This window comes from Bradyrhizobium sp. WYCCWR 13022, from assembly GCF_030435535.1.
Taxonomy (GTDB): domain Bacteria; phylum Pseudomonadota; class Alphaproteobacteria; order Rhizobiales; family Xanthobacteraceae; genus Bradyrhizobium.
The window spans coordinates 363,227-384,970 of the sequence record NZ_JAUIZJ010000003.1 but is presented as its reverse complement, the minus strand read 5'-3'; the positions used below and the strand labels follow the sequence as shown (position 1 = coordinate 384,970).

Genomic DNA, 21,744 nt, shown 5'->3' with positions numbered 1-21,744 from the left:
GGTAAACAGGCCAAGGCCGTGCTCGGCGTCGACAAGCTCGAGGCCGTGGCCGATCGCGGCTACTACACAGGCGAGGAGATCAAAGCCTGCGCCGATGCCGATATCGCTGTGACGCTGCCGAAACCGAACACGACGGGCATGGAGGCGAAGGGCAAGTTCGGCAAGCACGACTTCGCATACCTGGCCAAGCAGGATGTATATCGCTGCCCGGCGGGCCAGTTGCTGGCGTATTGGCTTACAACAGTGGATGGCGAACGCACCATTCGGCGCTACGCCACGAAAGCTTGTGGAAGCTGCCCGCTTAAGGCGCGCTGCACCACGGCCAAGAACCGTGTCATCTCCCGTTGGGAACATGAACACGTCATGGAGGATGCCCAGAGGCGGCTCGACGCCGATCCTCAGGCGATGCGTCGCCGTCGCGAGACGGTCGAGCATCCGTTCGGCACACTGAAGATGCGCATGGGCGCGACGCACTTCCTGACGAAGCGCTTGCCGAAGGTCGCCACTGAGATGGCGCTGCACGTGCTCGCCTACAATCTCACGCGCGCAATGAACATCATGGGTGTCGGTGCGCTGATCGCGGCGATGCAGGCATGAGGCAGGAGCGCTGTCGTGCGCGTGCCGCCAACCTTTATCGATCAATCACAGTGACCAAGGCGAAGCCAATGGGCCGGCTTCCGGCACCTTGGCGGAAAATATGCCACTTTGGCGCCAGTTGGCCCTCACAGGGACCGTTCACGGCCGTGTCACCCCGCACTGAAGCGTTTTCACGCGACCAAGACCCGAAGCGGACTTGAACGTCCCATGTCCTATTTCGCGCCAGCGTGCGAGACGGCACAAGTCACCATGGAAGCTTGGCGGGCGGTCAGCTGGCGAGCCTTAGACAGATTGATGATTCTTACGCCAATCGCTCATCTGCCCGCGGTGGTCACCACACTGTTCTGCTGCTCTCAACGACGTTCCGCCTCGAGCGAGACGCGTATCTGGCCTCATTGAAAACGTCTGATCTCAAAGGTGAACGTCGCCCGTGAGACCGGTCCATCTTCGTCGCGCACGTTGATTGCAAGACGGCGTGCAGGAGCATCGATTGTACAGAGGCGAACTTCATCTTTGGCCAAGTGTGCCAGCGCCAAAGTTGCTTCGTGCTGCATAGCCTCAATCGAAACGAGATCCATCCCCTGTTCGTCGGGGATCATCTCGTCACCTTCGCGCTGATCGAAAAAGTACCTACGCATGCAATTGCTCCCGGATAAGGCGGGAGCGCTATAGCGTCTCTCTTGTCACCGGAAATGCCCAGATCGGATCGGTGATGATGCCAAGCTACCCGACTTCCAAGTATTCCTCAACCTTGGACGATGAGTAGCTTGTTCGCGGGAAGGTTCGGGCTGGTATGTTGACCGACCGCGGCGCATACTCCACGAATGAAAAACCGCATCGGCTGGACGACTTGCCCCTCCATTGGAGGTAAATATGCAGTGGCCGAACTCCTCGAGGGTGGAGTAGTCGGCAATGGACTCATCACATTCGCCACCAAGGCGCAGGCCCAGAATTTCATAGACTCTGGCCAGGCCGATGAGCTGGGGGCGCGGGGTTCCGTGCCAAAAGGCCGCGAATGACCACGCGCGAGACCCTGCGCGACAAATGGACTGTAGATCTTGAGTGTCCATGTTGTGGGAGGCTGGACGTGGCGCAGCTCTCACAGGCAGATGGCTACGCCTATGTAAGGGGGAACACCGCTACGCGCGCCGATCATGTGCCGTTCGGCTTTGCCTGCATCAATCCGGAGACCTGCAGCTTTCAGTGCTCGAAATGTCAGGTGCCAATACCGTGATATTGCTCCCGCGAATGAGCGACAAGCGGCCATGACTATTCTTCGCGAATTGCACGCTGCGGAGAAAGGTTCGTCAGGATGGCGCAGAACAGAGCGCCCTTTACACCCTCGAGCTACCCATATAGCGTTCGTGTACAGGTCAGCAAAAATGCTCACCTCGAAGCTGCCCATTAAGTTGCGACTTCCGAAGTCGCCGCCATCGTCGTAGCAGCAGCTCACGTGCCATCGGAAGGCGCAATCATAACATTGTGTTGATCTCGCGCGTCAGCGTCGAAGGTGCGTCTCCGCGCGCGCTCAAGAATGGCGACCTTCATGAAATTTCCTGCAATCTTGCAAGGCGAGGCACGGACCCGCTTTCTTCAAGGAATCGCGTTCGGCGCGGTGACGACCATGGCGATTGGATTTATGTGGGGCGGTTGGGTCACGGGGGAGAACGCCAGGATCATCCGCATCACGGCGGAGACCAGCGGCCGGATGTCCGTTCTGGTGCCGCTTTGCGTCGCTCAGTTCACAGCCGCGGACGGCGCCCTCGCCAAATTCAAGGCGGCAAGCGCTTACTCCAAAGAGAACGTCGTCAGCGAATTCGTGAAGAATGTGGCATCCACAAGCATGGATTACTCGATCGCAAAGGCTTGTGCCACCGGGATCGAAACTGAACTCGCAAGCCCAGCGACAAAGAGTTGACGAGCGTACCCGCAATGCGCACCGAGGCTGCGCGTAGACATAGCTGTTCGGTAGAAAATGGGCGACGATCCGGAAGAGCGTAATGGTTACGCCAGATGCTCTTTCTCGTTCGATATAACTAAAAGGGGCGGAACGTCGCTTCGAAGCGAATGTTGGTTTGACGGAGACAGAATCTTCGTGAGCAGCGGGACAGTCCCGCTCGCGGCCGGAGCGGTGTAACGCCCGCCTGGTCGCGCCAGTCCTTGCTCAATCGCAAGAGAAACATATGAACAGGCAAAAGCCGGTCGCTGAATCTCGCCAATAGAGCGCAGGTCAAGATCCTGCGCCGGCGCCTCAAGCTATCGGATGAGCAGCTTAGAAGCGTCGTCCGCGAGTCGGGCAGCTCAATCTCGGCCATCATCAAAGAAGCCGCCAGTCTGAAGTAGACCTTGGGTCGCTCTCGCATGACACCGGCCTAACAGCGACCGGCCAGAGACGACCACGTTCGGACCCAACACACTCGTCAGCTTCAAGGTCTGGACTGACAAACTCGCGTAATGCGTTCGCAGCAGGCAATCGGATGCCGATCGCTAAGATTGATCTCGCTTGTTGGCGAGAACACTGCTACACCGTTGCGCATCACCGCGCGCTACGTGGCTGTTATCGGTGACTGAGAGCTAAGCGCTCCCGCCTTAACCTGAAAAAGGCGGTCAGATGCCGGATGCCGACAAATTCAATATTCGTGAGTGGCTCGTGCCACCGTTGCTCGTTCCCGTCTTCCTTGCACTTCTGATTGCGATGGCGGCCGTTTTGTAGCGGCAAGTTCGTCCAATCACGATGCGTCGAAACGCAGACAGGCGCGTTTGAAGGCCTTCAGGCCAGGCGGGAGGAGCCGGAAATGGCGAACACAGCTATCATCAGGGATGCCTACGGGGTTCCAGCAATTTTCGTTGGTTCGAAAACGGGCCGGGATGATGCGCCCTTTGTTTTCGTGAGGGTCGGAGGCGAAGAGCGCCGGATGCGTTGGTCCGAATGGGATGCCCTGCCAGCCTGGACTGGCGAGAAGCCGTCCTGGGCCAGCAAAAGTAAACCGAGACAGGATATTCAGTGAAAATAGCTCAAGCAGGTACATGGACGGCGGCGCTTTTACTGGCATCGGCACTCGGCGCATCTACGCCATCAGCCGCTCCCGCAGACCCCAATTGTCGCGCGATCGAGAGTATCAGCGCTCGCCTCTCCTGCTACGATGCGGCGTTTCCGCCAAAGGTCAGAAAACCTGGCGAAACCGGGATCGACTCGTCGTCCAGATACAAGGACCCATTCGTTGCGGAAGAAGCGCGGAGCGCCGCAAAGCTCAAGAATATTTGTCGTGGTTGCTGAGCTTTCGCCCGCCGCATAAGCGCGTCGGGTCCACCTGCGCTTCAATTCAGAGGTCGCCCTTCACGGGTTGGTTTGAAACAGAGCTGTGAGGGCGCATGGAACACCAGGGTATTGAATACACGGTCGTCCAGACGATCAATCCATCAGGCTGGAAATGGTCGTTTGAGCGAAATGGTCGGTCTCCCAGAACAGGAATCGCGTTCGATCGGGCGGAGGCCATCAGCGCAGTTCAACGTGCGATCAGCCAAATGCTCAGAGATCAAGTGGCAGCGACAAGAGCTCAGCACGTCGCGAATGGTTTATGTCAGGAACCGAAATAAAGCGCTGGCTAAACTGCGGACGAAGGCGCACTGTCCCGCCACCACCGAGCGGCCCTTAGCATCTATCGGTGGTGTGAACGCAAGTTGCGCTCCCGCTCAACCTCGCAGCGGAGCATAAGCATGGCAGTTCAACGATCCCCGGCAAACTCATCGACATTCGAATATCGCCTAGCGCAAGAGGCGAACAGTTTGCGCTTACAGGCCAAGGGAATGCCGTTTGGCGTTCGGCGAACGGAGCTTTTGCGAAAAGCCAGGCAGATCGATATTGCCGCAGAGATCAACAGCTGGTTGAGCTCGCCGGGACTGCAGCCGCCTTCTTGAGTTCGGGCGGAGTTCTTGCCCTCTGATGAACTTCAGCACGCCACACGAAGACTAAACTGTATCGGGATTTTACTCTCTCCCTCCCGGGGCTGGTAAGCCGCCGCCTGCGTTTCACTTAAGCGGGCGGCGTTTTTACATTCGAACCAACCAGCATTATCCCGGTTACATCCGCATCACTGGCCGAGGTTGCCAAGGCGTCGGTGGCTGGGAGAGACGCGCGCTCCCGCCTTCAAAAGGGAGTGGGCCATGGCTCCGATACAGCAGCAATTGCGAGAACCACCCAGCCATTGTCCCCTCTGCGATGGGGTTCCACGTCTTTACCTAACGCTCCCTAACACGGCCAAAGGTACCGTGACTTACGTCTATCGGTGCCAAGAGTGCCACAAGCTGATATGGGACGAGTAGGGCCGCTTCAGTTGGCAGGCTCTCAAGAGCTGACTTCCGATTCTGGCCCTTCGCTTCCGTTAGGACGTTGCGGCGAGATGTCCGGGGTCGGGGGTAGAGCGGAAGCTCCCCACCGCTGATCAAAACGGCGCTGTTGGCCCATTGCAGTCATCGAGGACTGCATGCAAGCTGAACAGGGATCGGACGAGGCAATTCGCAGAGGCTAGCTTCATGACAGCAACGCTTTGGGAGGTCCCGGTCCCTCCCACTCAGGTTGAATCTGCAAGGATTGAGCAGTTGCCGAAGCGTATCACGCGCTTGGCCATTTCCTTAGTGGTGCTGAGAGATGATGTTGATGTGGTCGAATATCATGATCTTTCTTTTGAGGGGACCGAGCTATTCAAGTGCACCTATCTCACCTCTCTAACTGCAGAGATGATCCGGTCAGCTTACGGCAAGCTCCTGGATTTAGGGCGTACTGAATTGTGGTCTCAAATTGCCGACAGATCGCAGAAAGAGAATATTCGGCACTTAATGATTTGCTTCGATGACGGCCCTTGTTACGAGGTTGTTTGCACCAGCTTTTCGCACTTGAAAAGATAGACTGTGATGTCGCCTGATAGCCCATCTCGGAAGTCGGGCACCGTCCGCTCTTTTGTTGCTGTTGGAATAGAAGCGGACACGGGCCGGGAAATCGCCTGGTGAGTACAAGCCGCAGCCTGGATTGCTTCGTCGCTTCAGCGCAAAATTGCTTCGCAATTTTGTCGCAAGCTTCTCGCAATGACGGGGCGAGAGCAGCGGTCAAAACAAAAACGGCGGGCTTTCCGCCCGCCGTTCTCGTTTGGATGGATGCCCGGGTCGAGCCCGGGCATGACGATCCTGATCTAGTTATCCAAGAAGCTCCGCAGCTTCCGCGACCGTGACGGATGCTTCAGCTTGCGCAGCGCCTTGGCTTCGATCTGACGAATACGTTCGCGGGTCACGCTGAACTGCTGGCCGACTTCTTCCAGCGTGTGGTCGGTGTTCATGCCGATGCCGAAGCGCATGCGCAGGACTCGCTCTTCGCGCGGGGTGAGCGAGGCGAGCACGCGCGTGGTGGTTTCGCGCAGGTTCGACTGGATCGCGGCGTCGATCGGGAGGATCGCGTTCTTGTCCTCGATGAAATCGCCGAGGTGCGAATCCTCTTCGTCACCGACGGGGGTCTCCAGCGAGAGCGGCTCTTTCGCAATCTTCAGGACCTTGCGGACCTTCTCCAGGGGCATGCCGAGCTTTTCGGCGAGCTCTTCCGGGGTCGGCTCGCGGCCGATCTCGTTGAGCATCTGGCGGCTCGTGCGCACGATCTTGTTGATCGTCTCGATCATGTGCACGGGGATGCGGATGGTGCGGGCCTGGTCGGCGATCGAGCGGGTGATCGCCTGCCGGATCCACCACGTCGCGTAGGTCGAGAACTTGTAGCCGCGGCGGTATTCGAACTTATCGACCGCCTTCATCAGGCCGATATTGCCTTCCTGGATCAGGTCGAGGAATTGCAGGCCGCGGTTGGTGTATTTCTTGGCGATCGAGATCACGAGACGGAGGTTGGCTTCCACCATCTCCTTCTTGGCCTGGCGTGCCTCGCGCTCGCCCTTCTGCACGGAATGCACGATCTTGCGGAACTCGACGATCTCGAGGCCGGTCAGCGCAGCGAGCTGATGCACCTCGTGACGGAGGTCCTTGATGCGGTCCTTCTCGTGATGGACGAAGTTCTTCCAGCCCTTGGCCGAAAGTTTCGAGACGCGGTTGAGCCAGCGCGGGTCCAGTTCAGAACCGGTGTAGTTGCGCAAAAAGTCTTCGCGGGCGACGCCGTGGCTGTCGGCGAGGCGCATCAGGCGGCCCTCGTGCGAGACGAGGCGCTTGTTGATGTCGTAGAGTTGCTCGACGAGGCTGTCGATACGCGCCTGGTTGAGGCGCAGCGACTTCACCTCGACGATGATCTCGTCCTTGAGCTTGCGGTACTTGCGCTCCTGGTGCGGCGACAGCGAGGGACCGTGCGAGGTGCTCTCGAGCTGGTTCTGGATGTCCTGCTCCTGAAGCTTGCGCAGCTTCTTGTAGCTTTCGGCGATCTTGTCGAAGATCTCGACGACCTTCGGCTTGAGCTCGGCCTCGATGGCCGCGAGCGACATCTGGTTCTCGAACTCGTCGTCCTCGTCCATGTCGGCTTCGGCAGCAACCTCGCCCGGATCCTTGTCCTCGCCGGCCTGGCCGCCGGGGGCGGGCTGCGCGGCGCGGAACGGGGTCGGCGACGGGGGAGCGGCGGGCGGCGCAACATGCGCGGGCGCACCGGCAGCGGCCTGGCCCTCGGCCGGCGCTTCACCGTTCTCGCCGCCCGGACCTGCGATCATCGCGTTGTTCATGCCGGCCTTGGCGTCGGGACCCGCATAGGTCGCTTCGAGATCGATGATGTCGCGAAGGAAGATCTTTCCTTCGTTGAGCTCGTCGCGCCAGATGATGATGGCCTGGAAGGTCAGCGGGCTTTCGCAGAGGCCCGCGATCATCGCCTCGCGGCCGGCCTCGATGCGCTTGGCAATCGCGATTTCGCCTTCGCGGGAGAGCAGCTCGACCGTGCCCATCTCGCGCAGATACATGCGCACGGGATCGTCGGTGCGCTCGCCCGGCTCGCTCTTCTTGACCTCGGTGACGGCCTTCTGCGTGACCTCGACGAGCTCATTGTCGGTCTCGTCCTCGCCGCCCTCGTCCTTGTCTTCCTCGCCTTCGCTGTCTTCGGCTTCGGTGACGTTGATGCCCATGTCCGAGAGCATGGACATGATGTCCTCGATCTGCTCCGGGGAGGTCTGGTCGGACGGCAAGACTTCATTGAGCTGATCGAAGGTCACGAAGCCGCGCTTCTTGGCCTGCTTGATCATCTTCTTCACTGCCGCATCGGACAGGTCGAGCAAGGGAGACGGCGCGTCCTGGGAATCCTTCTCCGGAGCGTCCGCAGCCTTGTCGTCTTTTTCCTTGTCCTTCGCCTGCAGCGTCTTTGCCTTGGTGGCCATCCATTGCTCCTAAACGCGTTTCATGCGGAAGGCCGACCCGCCTCCTCGCGTGAAATCACCTGAACCTGTTGCTCGACGCTCTCGCTTCGTCAGATCTCGACACGGAAAGGGCGGCGCGCACACATCTCGCCACCCCGACCTTTCTCTCGCCGGATTTGCATAACGCTTCGTGAGCCTCTTTGTCGCGGCGGATGCAGGTGAAGTGCCAACAGCTGTTGCGCGGATTCATTCCTGACGCGTCTGTTCTGCCTGCGGCCGCGGGGCCAAAGTGCTACAAGACCGTTAAGCCTCGATTAACCCTGTTTTTGCCGCCAAACCTTGGATTTGGCGAGTCTTTTAGCGTTGCCTGGCACGGCCGTCCGCATGATTCTTTCATCACACGCTCTTCTGGAACCGGCCCGACAGCTCGCCGAAACCCTCAATCAGGGCCTCGGTACCGTCGACTTCTCCTATCCGAGCCTTGACGTCACGCAGCCACGCCAAATTGGCCTCGCTGGAGTCCTCCCCCAAGGCCAGCTCGGCGTCTTTCAGCTCTCTAAGTAGTGAATGCCATTGCCGATGCAAGGCAACGAGCTGATGCCATGTGGCAAGAACGTCGTCGCGCGCCGCGCCCTCGCGGGCGCCCCACACCGCCGCCGTGGTGATGCCGCCTTCAACCCTTTGAAGGACTTGAGAAAATCCGCTCTTCTCGAGATCGCTGCGCATCTTCTCCGCCTGCTCCTCGGGGTCCGGGGAGTGATGATGGTCGTTGGCGAAAGCGGCAATGATGGCGGCCCGGAGCTTGTGGGCCTCGGGATGGGCGAGCTCCAGGGCGGCGACTTCCTCGAGGTGGTCGTGCAGCAGCCAGGGGTGGTTGATCAGGCACTGCAGGATCAGGGCCTCGCGGCGGGAGATCGCGCTCCGCTGTCCGCGCATGATCGGGCTCGCCGCCAGCTGGGGGCTCGCCGCCTGGTAGGGGCCTGAGGGCAGCAGGGTCGGACCCGGCAGACCGCCGCGACGGCCTCCCCCGAACCCTTGCCCGAATCCCTGGCCACCGAATCGATTCGGCTGCCCGCCGCGCGGCTGGAACGGACGGCCGCCGCCTCCTTGACCTTGGCGGAAATTGCCCCTGCCGCCGCGGCCGCCGTCGGGGGAGAAGGTGCGCTGCAGCCGCTCGACGAAATCGTCGCGATAATAGCGCCGCACCACCTCGTCGCGGATGCCGTTCGACAACTCCTTGATGCGCGCTTCCAGCGCGGCGCGGCGCTCGGGCGTGGCGAAATTGCCGCCTTCGAGCTCGCGCGACCAGATCATGTCGGCGAGCGGGCGCGCCGCCGCGATCACCTCCTCGATCGCGCCGCGACCGCCGGAGCGCGCGAGATCGTCGGGGTCCTGTCCCTCCGGCAGCAGCGCAAAGCGCAGGCTCTTGCCGGGGCTAAGGAACGGCAACGCGAGATCGGCGGCGCGATACGCTGCCTTCTGCCCGGCGCGGTCGCCGTCGAAGCAGAGGATCGGCTCGTCCGCCATCTTCCACAGCAGCGCAAGCTGGTTTTCCGTGAGCGCGGTGCCGAGCGGCGCGACGGCGCCGGGGAATCCGGCGGTGACCATCGCGATGACGTCGACATAGCCTTCGACCACGATCAGCGCGCTGCCGTCATGGGTGGCCTTGCGCGCGGTCTGGTGGTTGTAGAGATTGTCGCCCTTGTGGAAGAGCGGCGTCTCCGGCGAGTTCAGGTACTTTGCCGGAACGTCCTTCTCCAGCGCGCGTCCGCCGAAGGCGATGACTCGGCCGCGCAAATCGGTGATCGGAAACATCACGCGATCGCGGAAACGATCGTAGGGCACGGGGATGTCGTCGCCGCCGATCAGGAGGCCGGTCTCGATCATGTCCTCGACGGAGATGCCGAGCTTGCCGAGATGCTCCTTCAGCGCGAAGCGCTCGGGCGGCGGCGGCGCATAGCCGAGGCGGAACTGCACTTGCGTCGCCGGCGAGATCGCGCGGTCGGCAAGATAGCCGCGCGCCTTGGCGCCAATGCGCGAGGCCAGCGTCTCGGCGAAAAAGTTGGCCGCGAGCTCCATCACGTCGTGCAGCGTGCGGCGGCGCTGCTCGTGCCGCGCCGCATCCGGCGTCACCGCCGGCAGCGGCAGGCCCGCCATGCCGGCGAGCCGCTCGACCGCTTCTGCAAACGGCAGGCCGTCGGTCTCCATCACGAAGGTGATGATGTCGCCGTGCTTGCCGGAGGAGAAGTCGTGGTAAAAACCCTTCTGGTCGTTGACGTAGAAGGACGGCGTCTTCTCCTGCTGGAACGGCGACAGCCCCTTCCACTCCCGCCCCGCCTTCTTCAGCTTGACGCGCTTGCCAACGACTTCGGAGACCGAAAGCCGGGCACGCAGCTCGTCGAGGAATTGGGGCGTGAAGCGCATGGGCTCTGTGTAGCGCGAACCAGAGTGAGTCGGGCGAAGGAACAGGGATATAGGTGCGGCGGGCCCAGAAGTCAGGTTTGTCGGGATTATGCGCGCTGTTCACAGCCCCCTCCGTCATTCCGGGGCGTCCGCAGGGCAAGCCCGGAACGGCGGGAAAAGCTTGAACCCGGCCGGGTTCCACGCTTCGATAGGCCATGTTCAGGACCTTTCGGGGCGGCCAGAGCGGGGGCTGGCGCGTGACCTCGATATCATCAGTGACGGGCGAGCCCCTGCCCTTCATGCCGGCGCTGTCGGTGACCGACGGCGACGCCGTCGCGCTGCCGCTGGTGCCCTCGCGCAATGCGTGGCGTCTCGTCGGCGTGCCGAGCAGCCTGCGCTACACCGAGCGGCCCGAGAAGCAGCAGCTCGTCGCGGTGCAGGCCGGCCTCGGCCGGCCGGAGGCGACCAGCGCGGCGCTGATCCCGATCCGCAAATCGCAGGCCTGGTGGGACCTGACCCAGGAGGAGCGGCGCAAGATCTTTGAAGACAAGTCGCACCACATCGCGGGCAGCCTTCGTTTCCTGCCTGCCATCGCGCGCCAGCTCTATCACTGCCGCGACCTCGGCGAGCCCTTCGATTTCCTGACCTGGTTCGAGTTCGCGCCCGCGCACGCCTCGCTGTTCGAGGAGCTCGTCGACATGCTCAGGCAAACGGAGGAATGGAGCTATGTCGAGCGCGAGGTGGACGTGCGCGTGGTGAAGGAAGTGCTGTCGGCCTGAGCCGCAACGACGGTGCGCTCCCTCGCCCGCTGTCAGTGCTCCAGGAAGCGGCCGGAGGCGATGTGCGGCAGATCGATGACTGGCCAGTTGTAGACATAGGTCCACGCCGGCGCGGTTGCGCCATCTGAACTCGTCACATCGATCAACTGGCGCAGGTATTCGGTCGGCTCCGGAAAGCCCTCGCCGCAGGCTTCGTACATGTCGAGCTCGCGGAGCAGTTCGTCGCCTGCGCGCAAGCGGAAGAGCTCGCCGTGCACGACGTCCGATGACACCTCGGACAACAGCAAGCCCGGATAATGCTTCACCAGCACGAGCCGGCCACGGCAGCTCGCCTCGCCCATAAAATCCGCATGCTGCGCCAATAGCCGCGCCATCGGATGGTCGAAGCCGCGCATCAGGGTGCCGTAGACGAAGAGACGATCGGAGGTCATGGGGGCTCTATAGCCGGCAATGATGCGGAGTGACAGAGCTGCCGCGCTCCGCGGCCGAGACCACCTTGACACTCACGTCCATGACGTCGAACGCGTCCTGGGTGCCGATATAGATGCCGTGCAGCGGGATCGCCTGGCGCGGGTCGCGGGCGACCGCGACGCGGATGAGATCGCGAGTGCCGACGATGCCGTTGGTCGGATCGAACTCGATCCAGCCCGCGCTCGGCAAGTACACCTGCACCCAGGCATGGGTCGAGCCGCCGCCGACATGGTGCCGGGCGATGTCCTCGGGCACGAAGATGTAGCCGGAGACGAAGCGCGCGGCGATGCCGAGACGGCGCAGCGCCTCGATCATGAACAGCGCGTAGTCGCGGCAGGTGCCGGTGCCCCATCGCAAGGTATCGCACGGGCTCTGCGTGCCCGGCTCGTGGCGCCTGCGGTATCTGAACTGCTGGCGGATCGCGTGCGTGATGCGGCTGAGGATTGCGAACGTTGGCAGCGGCGCATTTTCGTCAACGAAGCCGCGCACCCATGCGGCGATCCTGCCCTCGGCGTCAGGGTATTGCGGCGTGATGTACTGGACGAGATCGGGCAATTCCGCATCGTCATAGGCGAAGGGATAGAAATAGGCGGGATCGTCGGGCGTCAGCGCGAAGTCGTCGACCGGATTGTGCTCGACCGTGACATGCCAGTCGAACACGAGCCTGTCCGCGCGCGCATCGAAATCGGCGATCGCGACCGAATTGCCTGTTACGTCGTGGATCCAGCGCAGCGACTTCGGCTCGGGCGAAATCCCGAGCCTGTAATCGAGCACGCGCAGATCATGCCCGTCGCTGGGGCGCAGCATGAACCTGTGTTCGCCGAAGGCCACGGGTCTGATGTAGCGATATTCGGTCTTGTGATGAATCGTCAGCAGCGGCATCGTCGGGAGATCATGGTGATGTTGGGCAGACCGATAGACGGCGATTTGTTTGCCCAATTTCCGGGGCGACTGCTTTTTCCATAGGCAATCAGGATGGCTTTCAACACAGCCGAGGCGACGGATCAACTCCTCGGCGAAGGCGATATTCCGCCAGTGCATGAGGTGAATGCGGACGGGGCATCGCCCTTCCTGCTCACATCGGACCATTACGGCCGCATTCTGCCGCGCGCGCTCGGCGATCTCGGTATTCCCGAGAGCGAGCTTGCCAGGCACATCGGCTGGGACATCGGCATCGCCGGCGTCGCCGAGCGAATGGCGCAGATGCTGGACGCCCATCTCATCGCACAACGATATTCGCGGCTCGTGATCGACTGCAACCGCCCGCCCGGTGTCGCGAGCTCGATCCCCGTGATGTCGGAGGCGACCGCGATTCCGCGCAACGAAGGACTCACGGAAGGCGAGCGCGCGGCGCGGCGGCGCGAGATCTTCGAGCCGTATCATCATCGCATCGACGCGGTGATCGACGGCCGGCTGCACGACAAGCGGCCGACGGTGCTGGTGTCGCTGCACAGCTTCACGCCCGTCTACGCCGGCGTCTCGCGGCCCTGGCACATCGGCGCGCTGTACAATCGCGACACCGTGCTGCCGAAGCTCCTTCTCAGGCATCTGCGCGCCGAAGGCGATCTCGTCGTCGGCGACAACGAGCCCTATGCGGTGAGCGATCTCAGCGACTACACCATTCCCGTGCACGGCGAGGCGAAAGGTCTCGTCAACACCGGCATCGAGATCCGCCAGGATCTGATCGCGGATCAATCCGGCCAGCAGCAATGGGCGGAGCGACTGGCGCGGATCTTTGCGGAGATCGAAGTCGAGCTGAAGCCGCAGCTGCTGGTGGGTTAGCCCCGGCTCGCGACGAACAGCGCGAGGGCGGCGAGCGAGGTGACGACCTTGCCCGGCGCCTGCGGCCGCCTCGCCTGGATCTTGCTCATTTGGCTCGGATCAGGGCCAGCCAGATGCCGCCACCGATCATGAAGCCGCCGGAGACGCGCGACACCAGGCGGGTGCGGCGCGCCGAGAAAAAGCCGCGGACCTGACCGGCGAGCAGCGCGTAGATTCCGTCGGTCAGGCCGGCAAGCACCATGAAGGTTATCCCGAGCACCAGGACCTGCGACAAATGATCCTTGCTCATGTCCATGAATTGCGGAATGAACGCGCCGAAGAAGACCAGCAGCTTCGGGTTCGACAACGCCACCACGAAGCCCTGCAGGAGAAAGCCACCACGCGGGGGAGGCGGTGGCGCATCGGCGGAGACGCCCTCGACCGGAGAGCGGATCAGCTTGATGCCCAGCCAGACCAGATAGGCCGCGCCCGCAAAGCGCACCCAGTTGAACCAATAGCCCATCGTCGCCATCAGCGTGGTGAGGCCGACGGCAAGAATGCCGATCACGATCAGCAGCCCCATCTGCACGCCGAGAATGTTGGTCAGCGCCGCGCGCGTGCCGTGGCGCAGGCCGTTGGCGATCACGAGGGTGACGATCGGCCCCGGCAGCAGTGCGAGCGCAATGCAGGCGGCGACGAAGGCAAGATAGGCTTGCATGGAGATCATGGGGGGGACTCGCGCTGAAGATGTTTGCGGATATTAATGCATGGCACTCAGCGTCCGTCCAGCGCTGCGGTCACCCATGTCTCCATTTCCGGCGTCTCGAGGAACACGAGCGCTGCGCGCTGGACCGCGCTTGCCTCAGCCTGCCCCTGCGCCGCAGCAACGAACAAATCGCATCGACGAGACACCGCGACGCCTATTGCGGCCTTGCGTGATCCGTCCGGCATGTCGAGATCATAATGCCGCGCGCGGCCGTGCATCTGGCCGACATGCACCGCCTCGCCCGGCGCGGTCGCCGCAAAGCGCGGGGTGATCAGATCGATATCGGCGACGCGATCGACCTCGTCGTCATCGGCGACGCCGCTGTCGCAATTGCAGAAGCCGCGCTTGGCGCGGACATAGAGCTCGGCGCCGTCGCAGCCGCCGCCCTCGCAGCGGAACGCGCGACCTGCAGGCCAGCCGTCGCGCGGGAACGGCCAGGCAAGTTCGCGCCAATGTGCCGATGTCGGCGCCGGCGACGGCGCGAGCTGATACGCGCTGACGCCGGACGCGCCGAGCGCGGCCAGCACGCCCGCGATCGCCGCCACCCGCCGCATCGTCAGTTCTTCGGCAGGCCGGCGACCGCGCGGGCCGGCCCGGTCAGTTCGAGAATGTGCAGGCCTGTGTTGGCGCGGTCGACGATGTAGATGTAGCCCCGCTCGTCGGTCTCGACATTGTTGGTCTGGATCGCGACCTTGCAGCGCTCGCCGCCTTCGACCGGAATGCAGCGCTTGTCGGTCGCCGGCGTGATCGCCGGAATGAAATAGCCGACTTCCCTGGGGTGATAGGGGTCGCGGATGTCGAGCGCGCGCACGCCGGCATTGAAGAAGGCGATGAAGGCCATCTTCTTGTAGTAGACCGGCGCCATGCTCTCGTTCGAGGAATGCGAGCCGAAGCGGCCGCCGCGTTGGCAGAACTGCCCGCTCGCCTCCGGCACCGTGTAGCTCGAGATCATCATCGGCCGCGTCTCGGTGGTGACGTCGGCAAACCACACCATCTGCCGCGCCTCGCCGCATTCGTTCAAGATCGCCTCGTCGACGATCATGACGATGTCACGGGTCTTGCCGTCCTTGTCCTGGGCGAATTCGGCGATGGGCATGTCGAGCATCGGAAACGTCGTGTGGGCGCCGTTGAACGCGGACATCGGCATCCGCGAGATCTCGGGAAAGCGCAGATTGTCCGGCGTCGGCTCCTTCGGACCTGTCAGCAGCTTCTCGCGATCGACGATCTGCAGGATGCCGCCCTTGTTGGTGCCGTAGCCGAAATAGACGCGGTTGCCATTCGGTCCGGTCGAGATCGGCCCATGCAGTTCGGTCGGCACCGCGCCGGTCGAGCCGGGCTCCTGGCCGGGAAGGCCGAAGTCGCGGATTTTCTGCGGATGCGCGGGATCGGAGAGATCGTAGATCTGCGTCATGCGCCGCGTGCGCCAGTCCGGCGCGCCGGAAACGAGATAGGCGATGCCGGTGTCGCATTCCCACCAGCTCTTGTGCGTGTCCTTCAAGCCACCGATGCGCGTGATCAACGTGGGGTTTGCCGGATCGGCGACATTCCAGATCTCGTGCGCCTGGCTGCCGAAGGTGCGCAGCATGTAGACCGCGTTGGGATCGCCCTTCGGCAAGCTCTTGCCGTCGCAGACACGCACCATCTGCGCGCCGCCGGATTCGTACTTGCCTTCCTGCCCCGGCAAATGGCTGAGATATCTGGGATGCGCGGGGTCGGTGACGTCGACGATCGAGGTCCCGTTCGGCTCCGCCTGGCCCGTCATCGGATTGACGGGATCGGGTACGTCGTCGGTGCCGCCGTGGTGGCCGATATAGGCGATCCAGCGGTCGCCCTGGTGATGGATGGTCGGTTGGTAAGCGCTGCGCGCCTGGAGATCGTTGAAGCCGACCAGCTTCATGTTCGACGCCTCGGGCGGCGCGCCGATGGTCTGCTTCTGGGCGTGGACGACGGTGCTGCCGGCGAAAAGGACGAGGGCGGCAGCAGTCAGGACGCAACGGAACATCAAGGCCTCCCGGAACCAATCTGCGTTGGCTGATGTTCGAAGCTAGCACAGCCATTTGCACGCGCCAAAGACACCTTCGCTTGCACGTCATTCCGGAAACCGCGCAGCCGTCATCCGGAATCACGAAATCCTTCGCGCTTCTCGTGCCCAGAAATGACGTCACGCTTGACATGCAACCATTTAGTTGCCTATTATCGTCGCCATGGATGAGGTCTTCAAAGCGCTCGCCGATGCCTCGCGACGGTCGCTGCTGGACCGGCTTCACGCCAGGAACGGCCAGACGCTGAACGAGCTTTGCGAGGGCCTCGCGATGACGCGCCAGGCGGTGACGAAGCATCTGGTCATCCTGGAAGAGGCCAATCTGGTCACGACCATCAAGCATGGTCGCGAGAAGCTGCACTATCTCAACCCGGTGCCGATCCATCAGATCGGCGAGCGCTGGATCAGGAAATTCGAGCGCGGCAAGCTCGCCGCACTCGGCGAATTGAAACGCCAGTTGGAGAAGCGTGATGAGTAAGCCGCAATTCGTCTATGTCACCTATATCGAGACCACGCCGGAAAAGCTGTGGCAGGCGCTGACGTCGAGCGACTTCACCAGGCAATACTGGTTCGGCGCCGAGGTCCGTTCCGACTGGACGATCGGCTCGCCCTTCGCACTCACACTCGACGGCGAGATCACCGACTCCGGCGAAATTCTGGAGGCCGATCCGCCGCGGCGCCTGTCCTACAGCTTCAAGCACCTGAAATACGAGGAACTGCGCGGCGAGCCGGTCTCGCGCGTCGTCTTCACCATCGAACCATTCGGCTCGCTCGTGCGTTTGACCGTATTGCATGACGGCTTCGTCGAAGGCGGCAAATATCTCGGCGCCGTCTCGAACGGCTGGCCGGCCATCCTGTCCCAGCTCAAGAGCCTGCTGGAGACCGGTAAGCTGCTCGGCATCCCGCGCGCCGCGCTCAACAAGGGGTTCGAGGCAAAATGAATCTCGACCAGTTCAAGCCGCTGACGGTCTACACCATCTACATTGCCTCCACGCCGGAGATGGTGTGGCAGGCGCTGACCTCGGCCGAGTTCAGCAAGCAATACTTCTTCGGCAACGCCGTCGAGGTCGAACCGCGGCTCGGTGGCGCCTTCATCGTGCGCACGCCTGACGGCGCGCTGCATATCAGCGGCGAGGTGCTCGCCTACGATCCGCCGCGCAAGCTTGCGGTGACGTTCAACGTCAACTGGCCCGAGTTGATCGAGAAGCTGGGGCCGACCCTCGTCACCTACGAGATCGAGCAGGCCGGCGACGCAGTCCGGCTCACCATGAGCGAAGGCCACGACCGCCCGCTCAGTGACGACATCCTGTCCGGCGGTCGCTCCGGCTGGCCCGCGATCCTGTCGAGCCTCAAGAGCCTGCTCGAAATCGGCAAGCCACTGATCGTCAAGATGGGCCCGCCACGGCGGATGCTGGATGCATTGAAGGCGATGGGGATCAAGACGCCGTAGGCCAGCCGAAACCAGGGCCTTCGCCGGGACGACACTACGGCACCGGCACCACCAGCCGCCGATAAAGATGCCAGGTCGCGTGCCCGAGCACCGGCAGCGTCACCACCAGACCGAGGAAATACGGCAGCGCCGACACGATCAGCAGCATCACGATGACGGCGGCCCAGCCGATCATCGGCAGCGGGCTCGTCACCACTGCGCGCACGCTCGTCACCATGGCCGTGACGAAATCGACCTCGCGGTCGAGCAGCAGCGGAAACGACACCACCGTCAGCGAAAACAGGATCAGCGACAGCGCCGCACCGACCGCGTTGCCGATCGCGAGGAACAGCAGGCCCTCGTTCGTCGTCAACACCACCGTCATGAATTCCTGCAGGCTCGAGAACGAGGCGTGCAGGCCGAGCAACAGCGCGATCAAGAGCCGCACCTGGTACATCCAGATCACGAATACGAACAACGTGACGAACGCCATCCAGCCGATCTCGCTGCGAGAGCGTATCGCCGACCAGATTGCGCCAAAGGACACCGGCTCGCCGCGCTCGCGGCGACGGCTCACCTCATAGAGGCCGATCGCCACGAACGGTCCGATCAGGGCGAAGCCTGCGGCCAAGGGATAGACGAGATAGATCACGCCAAAGGCGGTGAGACAGAGCATGATGGTGATGCCGCCGGCGGCGTAGAGCGCACCGAAGCAGAGCCCGTAAAGCGGAAGCGCCTGGAAATCGCGCAGGCCCTCGACCAACGCTTCGGCGATGTCGGTCGTCGCAACGGGACGCACCACAGGATCGACCTTGCCCGAGATGGACATCAACTCCCTCCGTACATCGGCGCGATCTTTCGTCGCACGCGGACCGCAATACTAGCGCCGCCGCGCGTACGCGCAACTTGACGCCGGTCGGCGGCATGATTGTAGCGATGCCGCAATGCGCGCGTGACATAATCTTTGGCCTTCCGTGCGATTTCGCTCCGATGTCTATGGACTGGGCAGAGGATCGTGCCGCAAATTGTACCTCCGAACAAACACGCGCGAAGAGCGGACCCGCCCGACCGATGAGCCTGCGTACCCGGTTACTGATCCTCGTGATCGCGGCCATGCTGGTGCCGGCGAGCCTCGTCGGCTTGCGGTTCATGCAAAACCGCACCAGCGAGATCAACGCGGCCCTGGCCAACCTGGCTGCATCGGCCGACGACATTGCCGCCGATCTCGACGAGAAGATTCAAGGCACCGCGCAGCTTCACTACGGCCTCGCCCGCGCCCGCGACCTCGACACGCGCGACAAGGCGGCATGTTCGGCGTTTCTCTCGGACGTGCGCGAGGAGTATCCGCAGTTCACGGGCATCCTGACCATCGATCCCGATGGCAGCCTGTTCTGCGACTCGCTGCGGACCAACCGAACGCTCGATCTGAACGATCGCGCCTATTTCAAGCAGGCGAAAGTCTCGCAAGGTATCGTCGCGGTCGAGCCGGTGTTCGGCCGCCTGACCGGAACATCAGTGCTCCAGATCGCCTATCCCGTGCGCTCGGATGCCGGCGCGCTCAAGTTCATCCTGCTCGCCTCGTTCAACCTGAACAAATTCGCCGAATTTCACGACAAGCGTTTGCTCGCTCAGAAGGAGATCCTGCTGCTCGACGGCAAGGGAACCATCCTCGTCGCCCCCAAGACGGGTGGCTGGAGCGATCCGGTCGGCGCGTCGATCGCGGGATCCGAACTGTTCCGCTTCGCAGCATCGCCCAATGGCGAATCGTCGCGCGAGGTGACGGATCGCGAGGGCCGCACCCAGGTCTGGGCCGTCGCCCGCTCGCCGTCGATCCGCAAGGCCGGCCTCTATATCATGGTCGGACGGTCCAAGGACGGACTGGTGGCGGCCGCGAACCGCCGGCTCTACGAGGACATGGCAATCCTCGCGGTGGCCTCGTTGCTGCTGCTCGCCGGCGTCTGGATCCTGGCGACCGTGAGCGTCGGGCGCCAGGTCGGACGGCTCGCCGCGATGGCGAAGCGGCTCGGGCTCGGCGATCTCAGCGCACGCATTCCGCCGCCGCATCCGCGCGGCGAGCTCGGCGGATTGATGGTGCTGCTCAACGGCACCGCTGAATCGCTGGAGCAACAGCGCGAGGCCATCGCCGACCTCAGCCACAAGCTCAGCCAGTCGCAGAAAATGGAAGCCATGGGCCAGCTCACCGGCGGCGTGGCGCACGACTTCAACAACCTGCTGACCGTCATTCTCGGTAACTCCGAGCATCTCGCCGACAGGCTGGCGGGCAACAAGGAATTGCAGGGAATCGCCGGCGACATCGCGACCGCCGCTGAGCGCGGCTCCGACCTGACGCGCAGCCTGCTCGCCTTCGCGCGCAAACAACCCTTGAGGCCGCGCGAGATCGACATTGCCGAAAAGGTCGTCGGCATGGAGCAATTGTTGCGCCGGTCGCTCGGTGAGCACATCGAGTGCAGCTTCGCCTTCGGAGCGGATCTGTGGCTGACCAGCGTTGATCCCGGCCAGCTTGCAACCGCCCTGCTCAACCTCGTGCTCAACGCGCGCGACGCGATGCCTGACGGCGGCAAATTGACGGTCGAGGTGCGCAATATTTCGCTGAGCCAATCCGACCTCGACGTCAATGGCGAGCCGCAGCCCGGTGACTACGTCATGGTGGCCGTGACCGATACCGGCTGCGGCATGGCAGCGGACGTCGCCAGCCGCGCATTCGAGCCGTTTTTCACCACCAAGGAGGTCGGCAAGGGTACGGGCCTCGGGCTGAGCATGGTCTACGGTTTCGCGCAGCAATCCGGCGGTCTGGTGCAGCTGCAATCCGAAGCGGGGAAAGGCAGCGTGTTCAAGCTGTTCTTCCCGCGCATCGCGGCAGTGCCGACCGAGGACCCCGCTCCCGCGGAGCCCGTGGTCGCTCCAGACGGAAGCGGGACCATTCTCGTCGTCGAGGACGACGACATGGTGCGCGCCTATGTCGAGAGCGAGCTGCGGGCTCTCGGCTACCGCGTCATCGCGACGTCGAACGGGCCCGCGGCGCTGGACGTCCTGCGCAAGTCCGGGGAGATCCAGCTCCTGTTCACCGACGTCGTGATGCCCGGCGGCATGTTCGGACCGGAACTTGCGCGGCAAGCAACCGCCCTGCGGCCCGATCTCAAGGTGCTCCTCACCTCCGGCTACAGCCAAAATCCGGTCAAGACGCCCGACGGTGTCGACGCCCGCATTCTGACAAAGCCGTTCAAGCGACAGGACCTTGCCGCGATGCTGCGGTCGGCACTGTCGGCACCATTGCGCTAGCGAGACACGAGCAGCAGCGCCACACCGAGATTGGCCGCGAACAAGGCCGCGTCGATGACGAAGATCCGGAGCATCGGACCTTTCAGCACGGGCCAGTAAGCGACACCGACGCGCCCACCGCGCATCAAGACCGGAAGGTTATAGGCAAACTGGCTGAAATGGCACGCGGCGAAGAACAGGAACAGCGCAAGCTGCGCCTCGATCGGCTGGAAGAACGACGGACGCGCAGCCAGCAGATAGAACGAGAGCAGGCCGATCGGCAGGTTCATCCCACCCAGGAAGGCGACGCTCGCCGCCAGGGTCGGCGCGATCGGATTGCTGCGCTCTTCCCGCGGCAGCAGGATCTTCAGCGTGTTGGCTTGCGCGATGCTGAACTGGATGAAGGCGCCGCCGAACCAGAGCGCGTTGAGGAGCAGGACGAAATCCGAAAGGTGCATGATCATTTTCCGTAGAAGGCTTCGCTGCGCACCACCCGGCCCGCATCGTCGAAATCCATGAACTCGCTGGCCCTGACATCGCCGAGTTGCCACCACACCGTCAGACGCGTGATTTCCTCGTCCCAGCTCCAGCCCACGATCTTCAGGTCGGCGCTTTCGACATGACCATAGGCTTCGCGCCAGTAGGCGCGGATGTTCTCGGCGCCCATGACGACTGGCGAGCCGGTCAGCGACGACGCCAAAGGACTGCGCATCTGCGCATCCCCGGCAAAATGCGCGACGACCGCGTCGATGTCGACCTTGCACCAGTTCGCATGCCACGCCGCGACGAAGCGCTCGGCAGCTGCCCGATCCATTTTGCCCGCGCCCATGATGCAGCCCTCCCCCGGCTCGTTGCCGGGAAAGTGGCAAAACACGCACCTCATGTCAATACTATTGACTTGA

Annotated in this window: 23 protein-coding genes; 12 read left to right on the top strand and 11 right to left on the bottom strand. The window is 62.8% G+C overall.

The window, feature by feature from the left end; translation table 11 throughout:
* Positions 1-597: transposase (locus tag QY049_RS10665; protein WP_301269303.1), on the top strand; the 597-nt coding region annotated here is incomplete at its 5' end.
* A 392-nt stretch (positions 598-989) separates the two neighbouring features.
* Here the strand turns inward: QY049_RS10665 and QY049_RS10660 are convergent.
* Entirely contained in the window at positions 990-1,235 is a 246-nt protein-coding gene (locus tag QY049_RS10660) for a hypothetical protein (RefSeq protein WP_258765279.1), read from the bottom strand.
* A gap of 186 nt (positions 1,236-1,421) precedes the next feature.
* Between QY049_RS10660 and QY049_RS10655 the strand changes: the two genes are divergently transcribed.
* The 5 genes from QY049_RS10655 (at position 1,422) to QY049_RS10635 (ending at position 5,502) form a co-directional block, all read left to right on the top strand.
* Positions 1,422-1,616, top strand: coding sequence for a hypothetical protein (locus tag QY049_RS10655; RefSeq protein ID WP_301269302.1), 195 nt, complete (start codon positions 1,422-1,424; stop codon positions 1,614-1,616).
* Between the two features lie 527 nt (positions 1,617-2,143).
* On the top strand, positions 2,144-2,515 hold the full coding sequence (locus QY049_RS10650) for a hypothetical protein (RefSeq protein WP_258765278.1): 372 nt from the start codon (positions 2,144-2,146) through the stop codon (positions 2,513-2,515).
* A 287-nt stretch (positions 2,516-2,802) separates the two neighbouring features.
* A complete protein-coding gene (locus tag QY049_RS38970; protein WP_367401182.1) occupies positions 2,803-2,940 on the top strand; it encodes a DUF3606 domain-containing protein in 138 nt (45 codons plus the stop codon).
* Positions 2,941-3,392: 452 nt separating this feature from the next.
* Positions 3,393-3,605: a hypothetical protein gene (locus QY049_RS10645; RefSeq protein WP_301269301.1), complete on the top strand. Its 213-nt coding sequence runs from the start codon at positions 3,393-3,395 to the stop codon at positions 3,603-3,605.
* A gap of 1,525 nt (positions 3,606-5,130) precedes the next feature.
* The gene (locus QY049_RS10635) at positions 5,131-5,502 is read left to right on the top strand and encodes a hypothetical protein (protein WP_258765276.1); all 372 of its coding nucleotides are present in this window, start codon (positions 5,131-5,133) and stop codon (positions 5,500-5,502) included.
* Between the two features lie 281 nt (positions 5,503-5,783).
* On the opposite strand, the gene rpoD is transcribed toward QY049_RS10635, so the two are convergent.
* Positions 5,784-7,934 carry an RNA polymerase sigma factor RpoD gene (gene rpoD / locus QY049_RS10630; protein WP_258765275.1) on the bottom strand — a complete coding sequence of 717 codons (2,151 nt, stop codon included), beginning with the start codon at positions 7,932-7,934 and terminating at the stop codon, positions 5,784-5,786.
* Positions 7,935-8,309: 375 nt separating this feature from the next.
* Positions 8,310-10,337, bottom strand: coding sequence for a DNA primase (gene dnaG / locus QY049_RS10625; RefSeq protein WP_258765274.1), 2,028 nt, complete (start codon positions 10,335-10,337; stop codon positions 8,310-8,312).
* Between the two features lie 194 nt (positions 10,338-10,531).
* Here dnaG and QY049_RS10620 point away from each other — a divergent pair, with 194 nt between their 5' ends.
* On the top strand, positions 10,532-11,095 hold the full coding sequence (locus QY049_RS10620) for a chlorite dismutase family protein (protein WP_258765273.1): 564 nt from the start codon (positions 10,532-10,534) through the stop codon (positions 11,093-11,095).
* Between the two features lie 32 nt (positions 11,096-11,127).
* Here QY049_RS10620 and QY049_RS10615 read toward each other — a convergent pair whose 3' ends face one another.
* Both QY049_RS10615 and QY049_RS10610 read right to left on the bottom strand, forming a co-directional pair.
* A complete protein-coding gene (locus QY049_RS10615) occupies positions 11,128-11,526 on the bottom strand; it encodes a gamma-glutamylcyclotransferase (RefSeq protein ID WP_258765272.1) in 399 nt (132 codons plus the stop codon).
* Positions 11,527-11,533: 7 nt separating this feature from the next.
* Positions 11,534-12,448: a transglutaminase family protein gene (locus QY049_RS10610; protein WP_258765271.1), complete on the bottom strand. Its 915-nt coding sequence runs from the start codon at positions 12,446-12,448 to the stop codon at positions 11,534-11,536.
* 93 nt (positions 12,449-12,541) lie between these two features.
* Here QY049_RS10610 and QY049_RS10605 point away from each other — a divergent pair, with 93 nt between their 5' ends.
* Positions 12,542-13,348, top strand: coding sequence for an N-formylglutamate amidohydrolase (locus QY049_RS10605; RefSeq protein WP_301269300.1), 807 nt, complete (start codon positions 12,542-12,544; stop codon positions 13,346-13,348).
* Between the two features lie 85 nt (positions 13,349-13,433).
* Here QY049_RS10605 and QY049_RS10600 read toward each other — a convergent pair whose 3' ends face one another.
* Genes QY049_RS10600 through QY049_RS10590 form a run of 3 tightly spaced genes read right to left on the bottom strand, consistent with a single transcriptional unit; the run spans position 13,434 to position 16,095 of the window.
* Complete coding sequence (locus tag QY049_RS10600; RefSeq protein ID WP_194477714.1) at positions 13,434-14,054, bottom strand: LysE family translocator; 621 nt, start codon at positions 14,052-14,054, stop codon at positions 13,434-13,436.
* 47 nt (positions 14,055-14,101) lie between these two features.
* Positions 14,102-14,647: a hypothetical protein gene (locus QY049_RS10595; protein WP_258765270.1), complete on the bottom strand. Its 546-nt coding sequence runs from the start codon at positions 14,645-14,647 to the stop codon at positions 14,102-14,104.
* 2 nt (positions 14,648-14,649) lie between these two features.
* Positions 14,650-16,095 (bottom strand): LVIVD repeat-containing protein, encoded by a 1,446-nt coding sequence (locus tag QY049_RS10590; RefSeq protein WP_258765269.1) that lies wholly within the window; start codon positions 16,093-16,095, stop codon positions 14,650-14,652.
* Positions 16,096-16,297: 202 nt separating this feature from the next.
* Here QY049_RS10590 and QY049_RS10585 point away from each other — a divergent pair, with 202 nt between their 5' ends.
* From QY049_RS10585 to QY049_RS10575, 3 genes are read left to right on the top strand one after another with little or no spacing between them, the layout of a single operon-like run.
* The gene (locus QY049_RS10585; RefSeq protein ID WP_097657644.1) at positions 16,298-16,612 is read left to right on the top strand and encodes a helix-turn-helix transcriptional regulator; all 315 of its coding nucleotides are present in this window, start codon (positions 16,298-16,300) and stop codon (positions 16,610-16,612) included.
* Complete coding sequence (locus QY049_RS10580) at positions 16,605-17,075, top strand: SRPBCC family protein (protein WP_258765268.1); 471 nt, start codon at positions 16,605-16,607, stop codon at positions 17,073-17,075. Before QY049_RS10585 ends, QY049_RS10580 begins: the two co-directional genes overlap by 8 nt.
* Positions 17,072-17,584, top strand: coding sequence for an SRPBCC family protein (locus tag QY049_RS10575; protein ID WP_258765267.1), 513 nt, complete (start codon positions 17,072-17,074; stop codon positions 17,582-17,584). Before QY049_RS10580 ends, QY049_RS10575 begins: the two co-directional genes overlap by 4 nt.
* 34 nt (positions 17,585-17,618) lie before the next feature.
* Here QY049_RS10575 and QY049_RS10570 read toward each other — a convergent pair whose 3' ends face one another.
* Positions 17,619-18,392: a DUF2189 domain-containing protein gene (locus QY049_RS10570; RefSeq protein ID WP_194477719.1), complete on the bottom strand. Its 774-nt coding sequence runs from the start codon at positions 18,390-18,392 to the stop codon at positions 17,619-17,621.
* A 242-nt stretch (positions 18,393-18,634) separates the two neighbouring features.
* On the opposite strand from QY049_RS10570, the gene QY049_RS10565 reads away from it, so the two are divergent.
* Positions 18,635-20,863, top strand: a complete 2,229-nt coding sequence (locus QY049_RS10565) for an ATP-binding protein (protein ID WP_194477720.1) — start codon at positions 18,635-18,637, stop codon at positions 20,861-20,863.
* Here QY049_RS10565 and QY049_RS10560 read toward each other — a convergent pair.
* Positions 20,860-21,300, bottom strand: a complete 441-nt coding sequence (locus QY049_RS10560; RefSeq protein ID WP_194477721.1) for a hypothetical protein — start codon at positions 21,298-21,300, stop codon at positions 20,860-20,862. The two genes, QY049_RS10565 and QY049_RS10560, sit on opposite strands and share 4 nt — an antisense overlap.
* A gap of 2 nt (positions 21,301-21,302) precedes the next feature.
* Positions 21,303-21,671 carry a nuclear transport factor 2 family protein gene (locus QY049_RS10555; protein ID WP_301269299.1) on the bottom strand — a complete coding sequence of 123 codons (369 nt, stop codon included), beginning with the start codon at positions 21,669-21,671 and terminating at the stop codon, positions 21,303-21,305.
* Positions 21,672-21,744 lie beyond the last annotated feature (73 nt).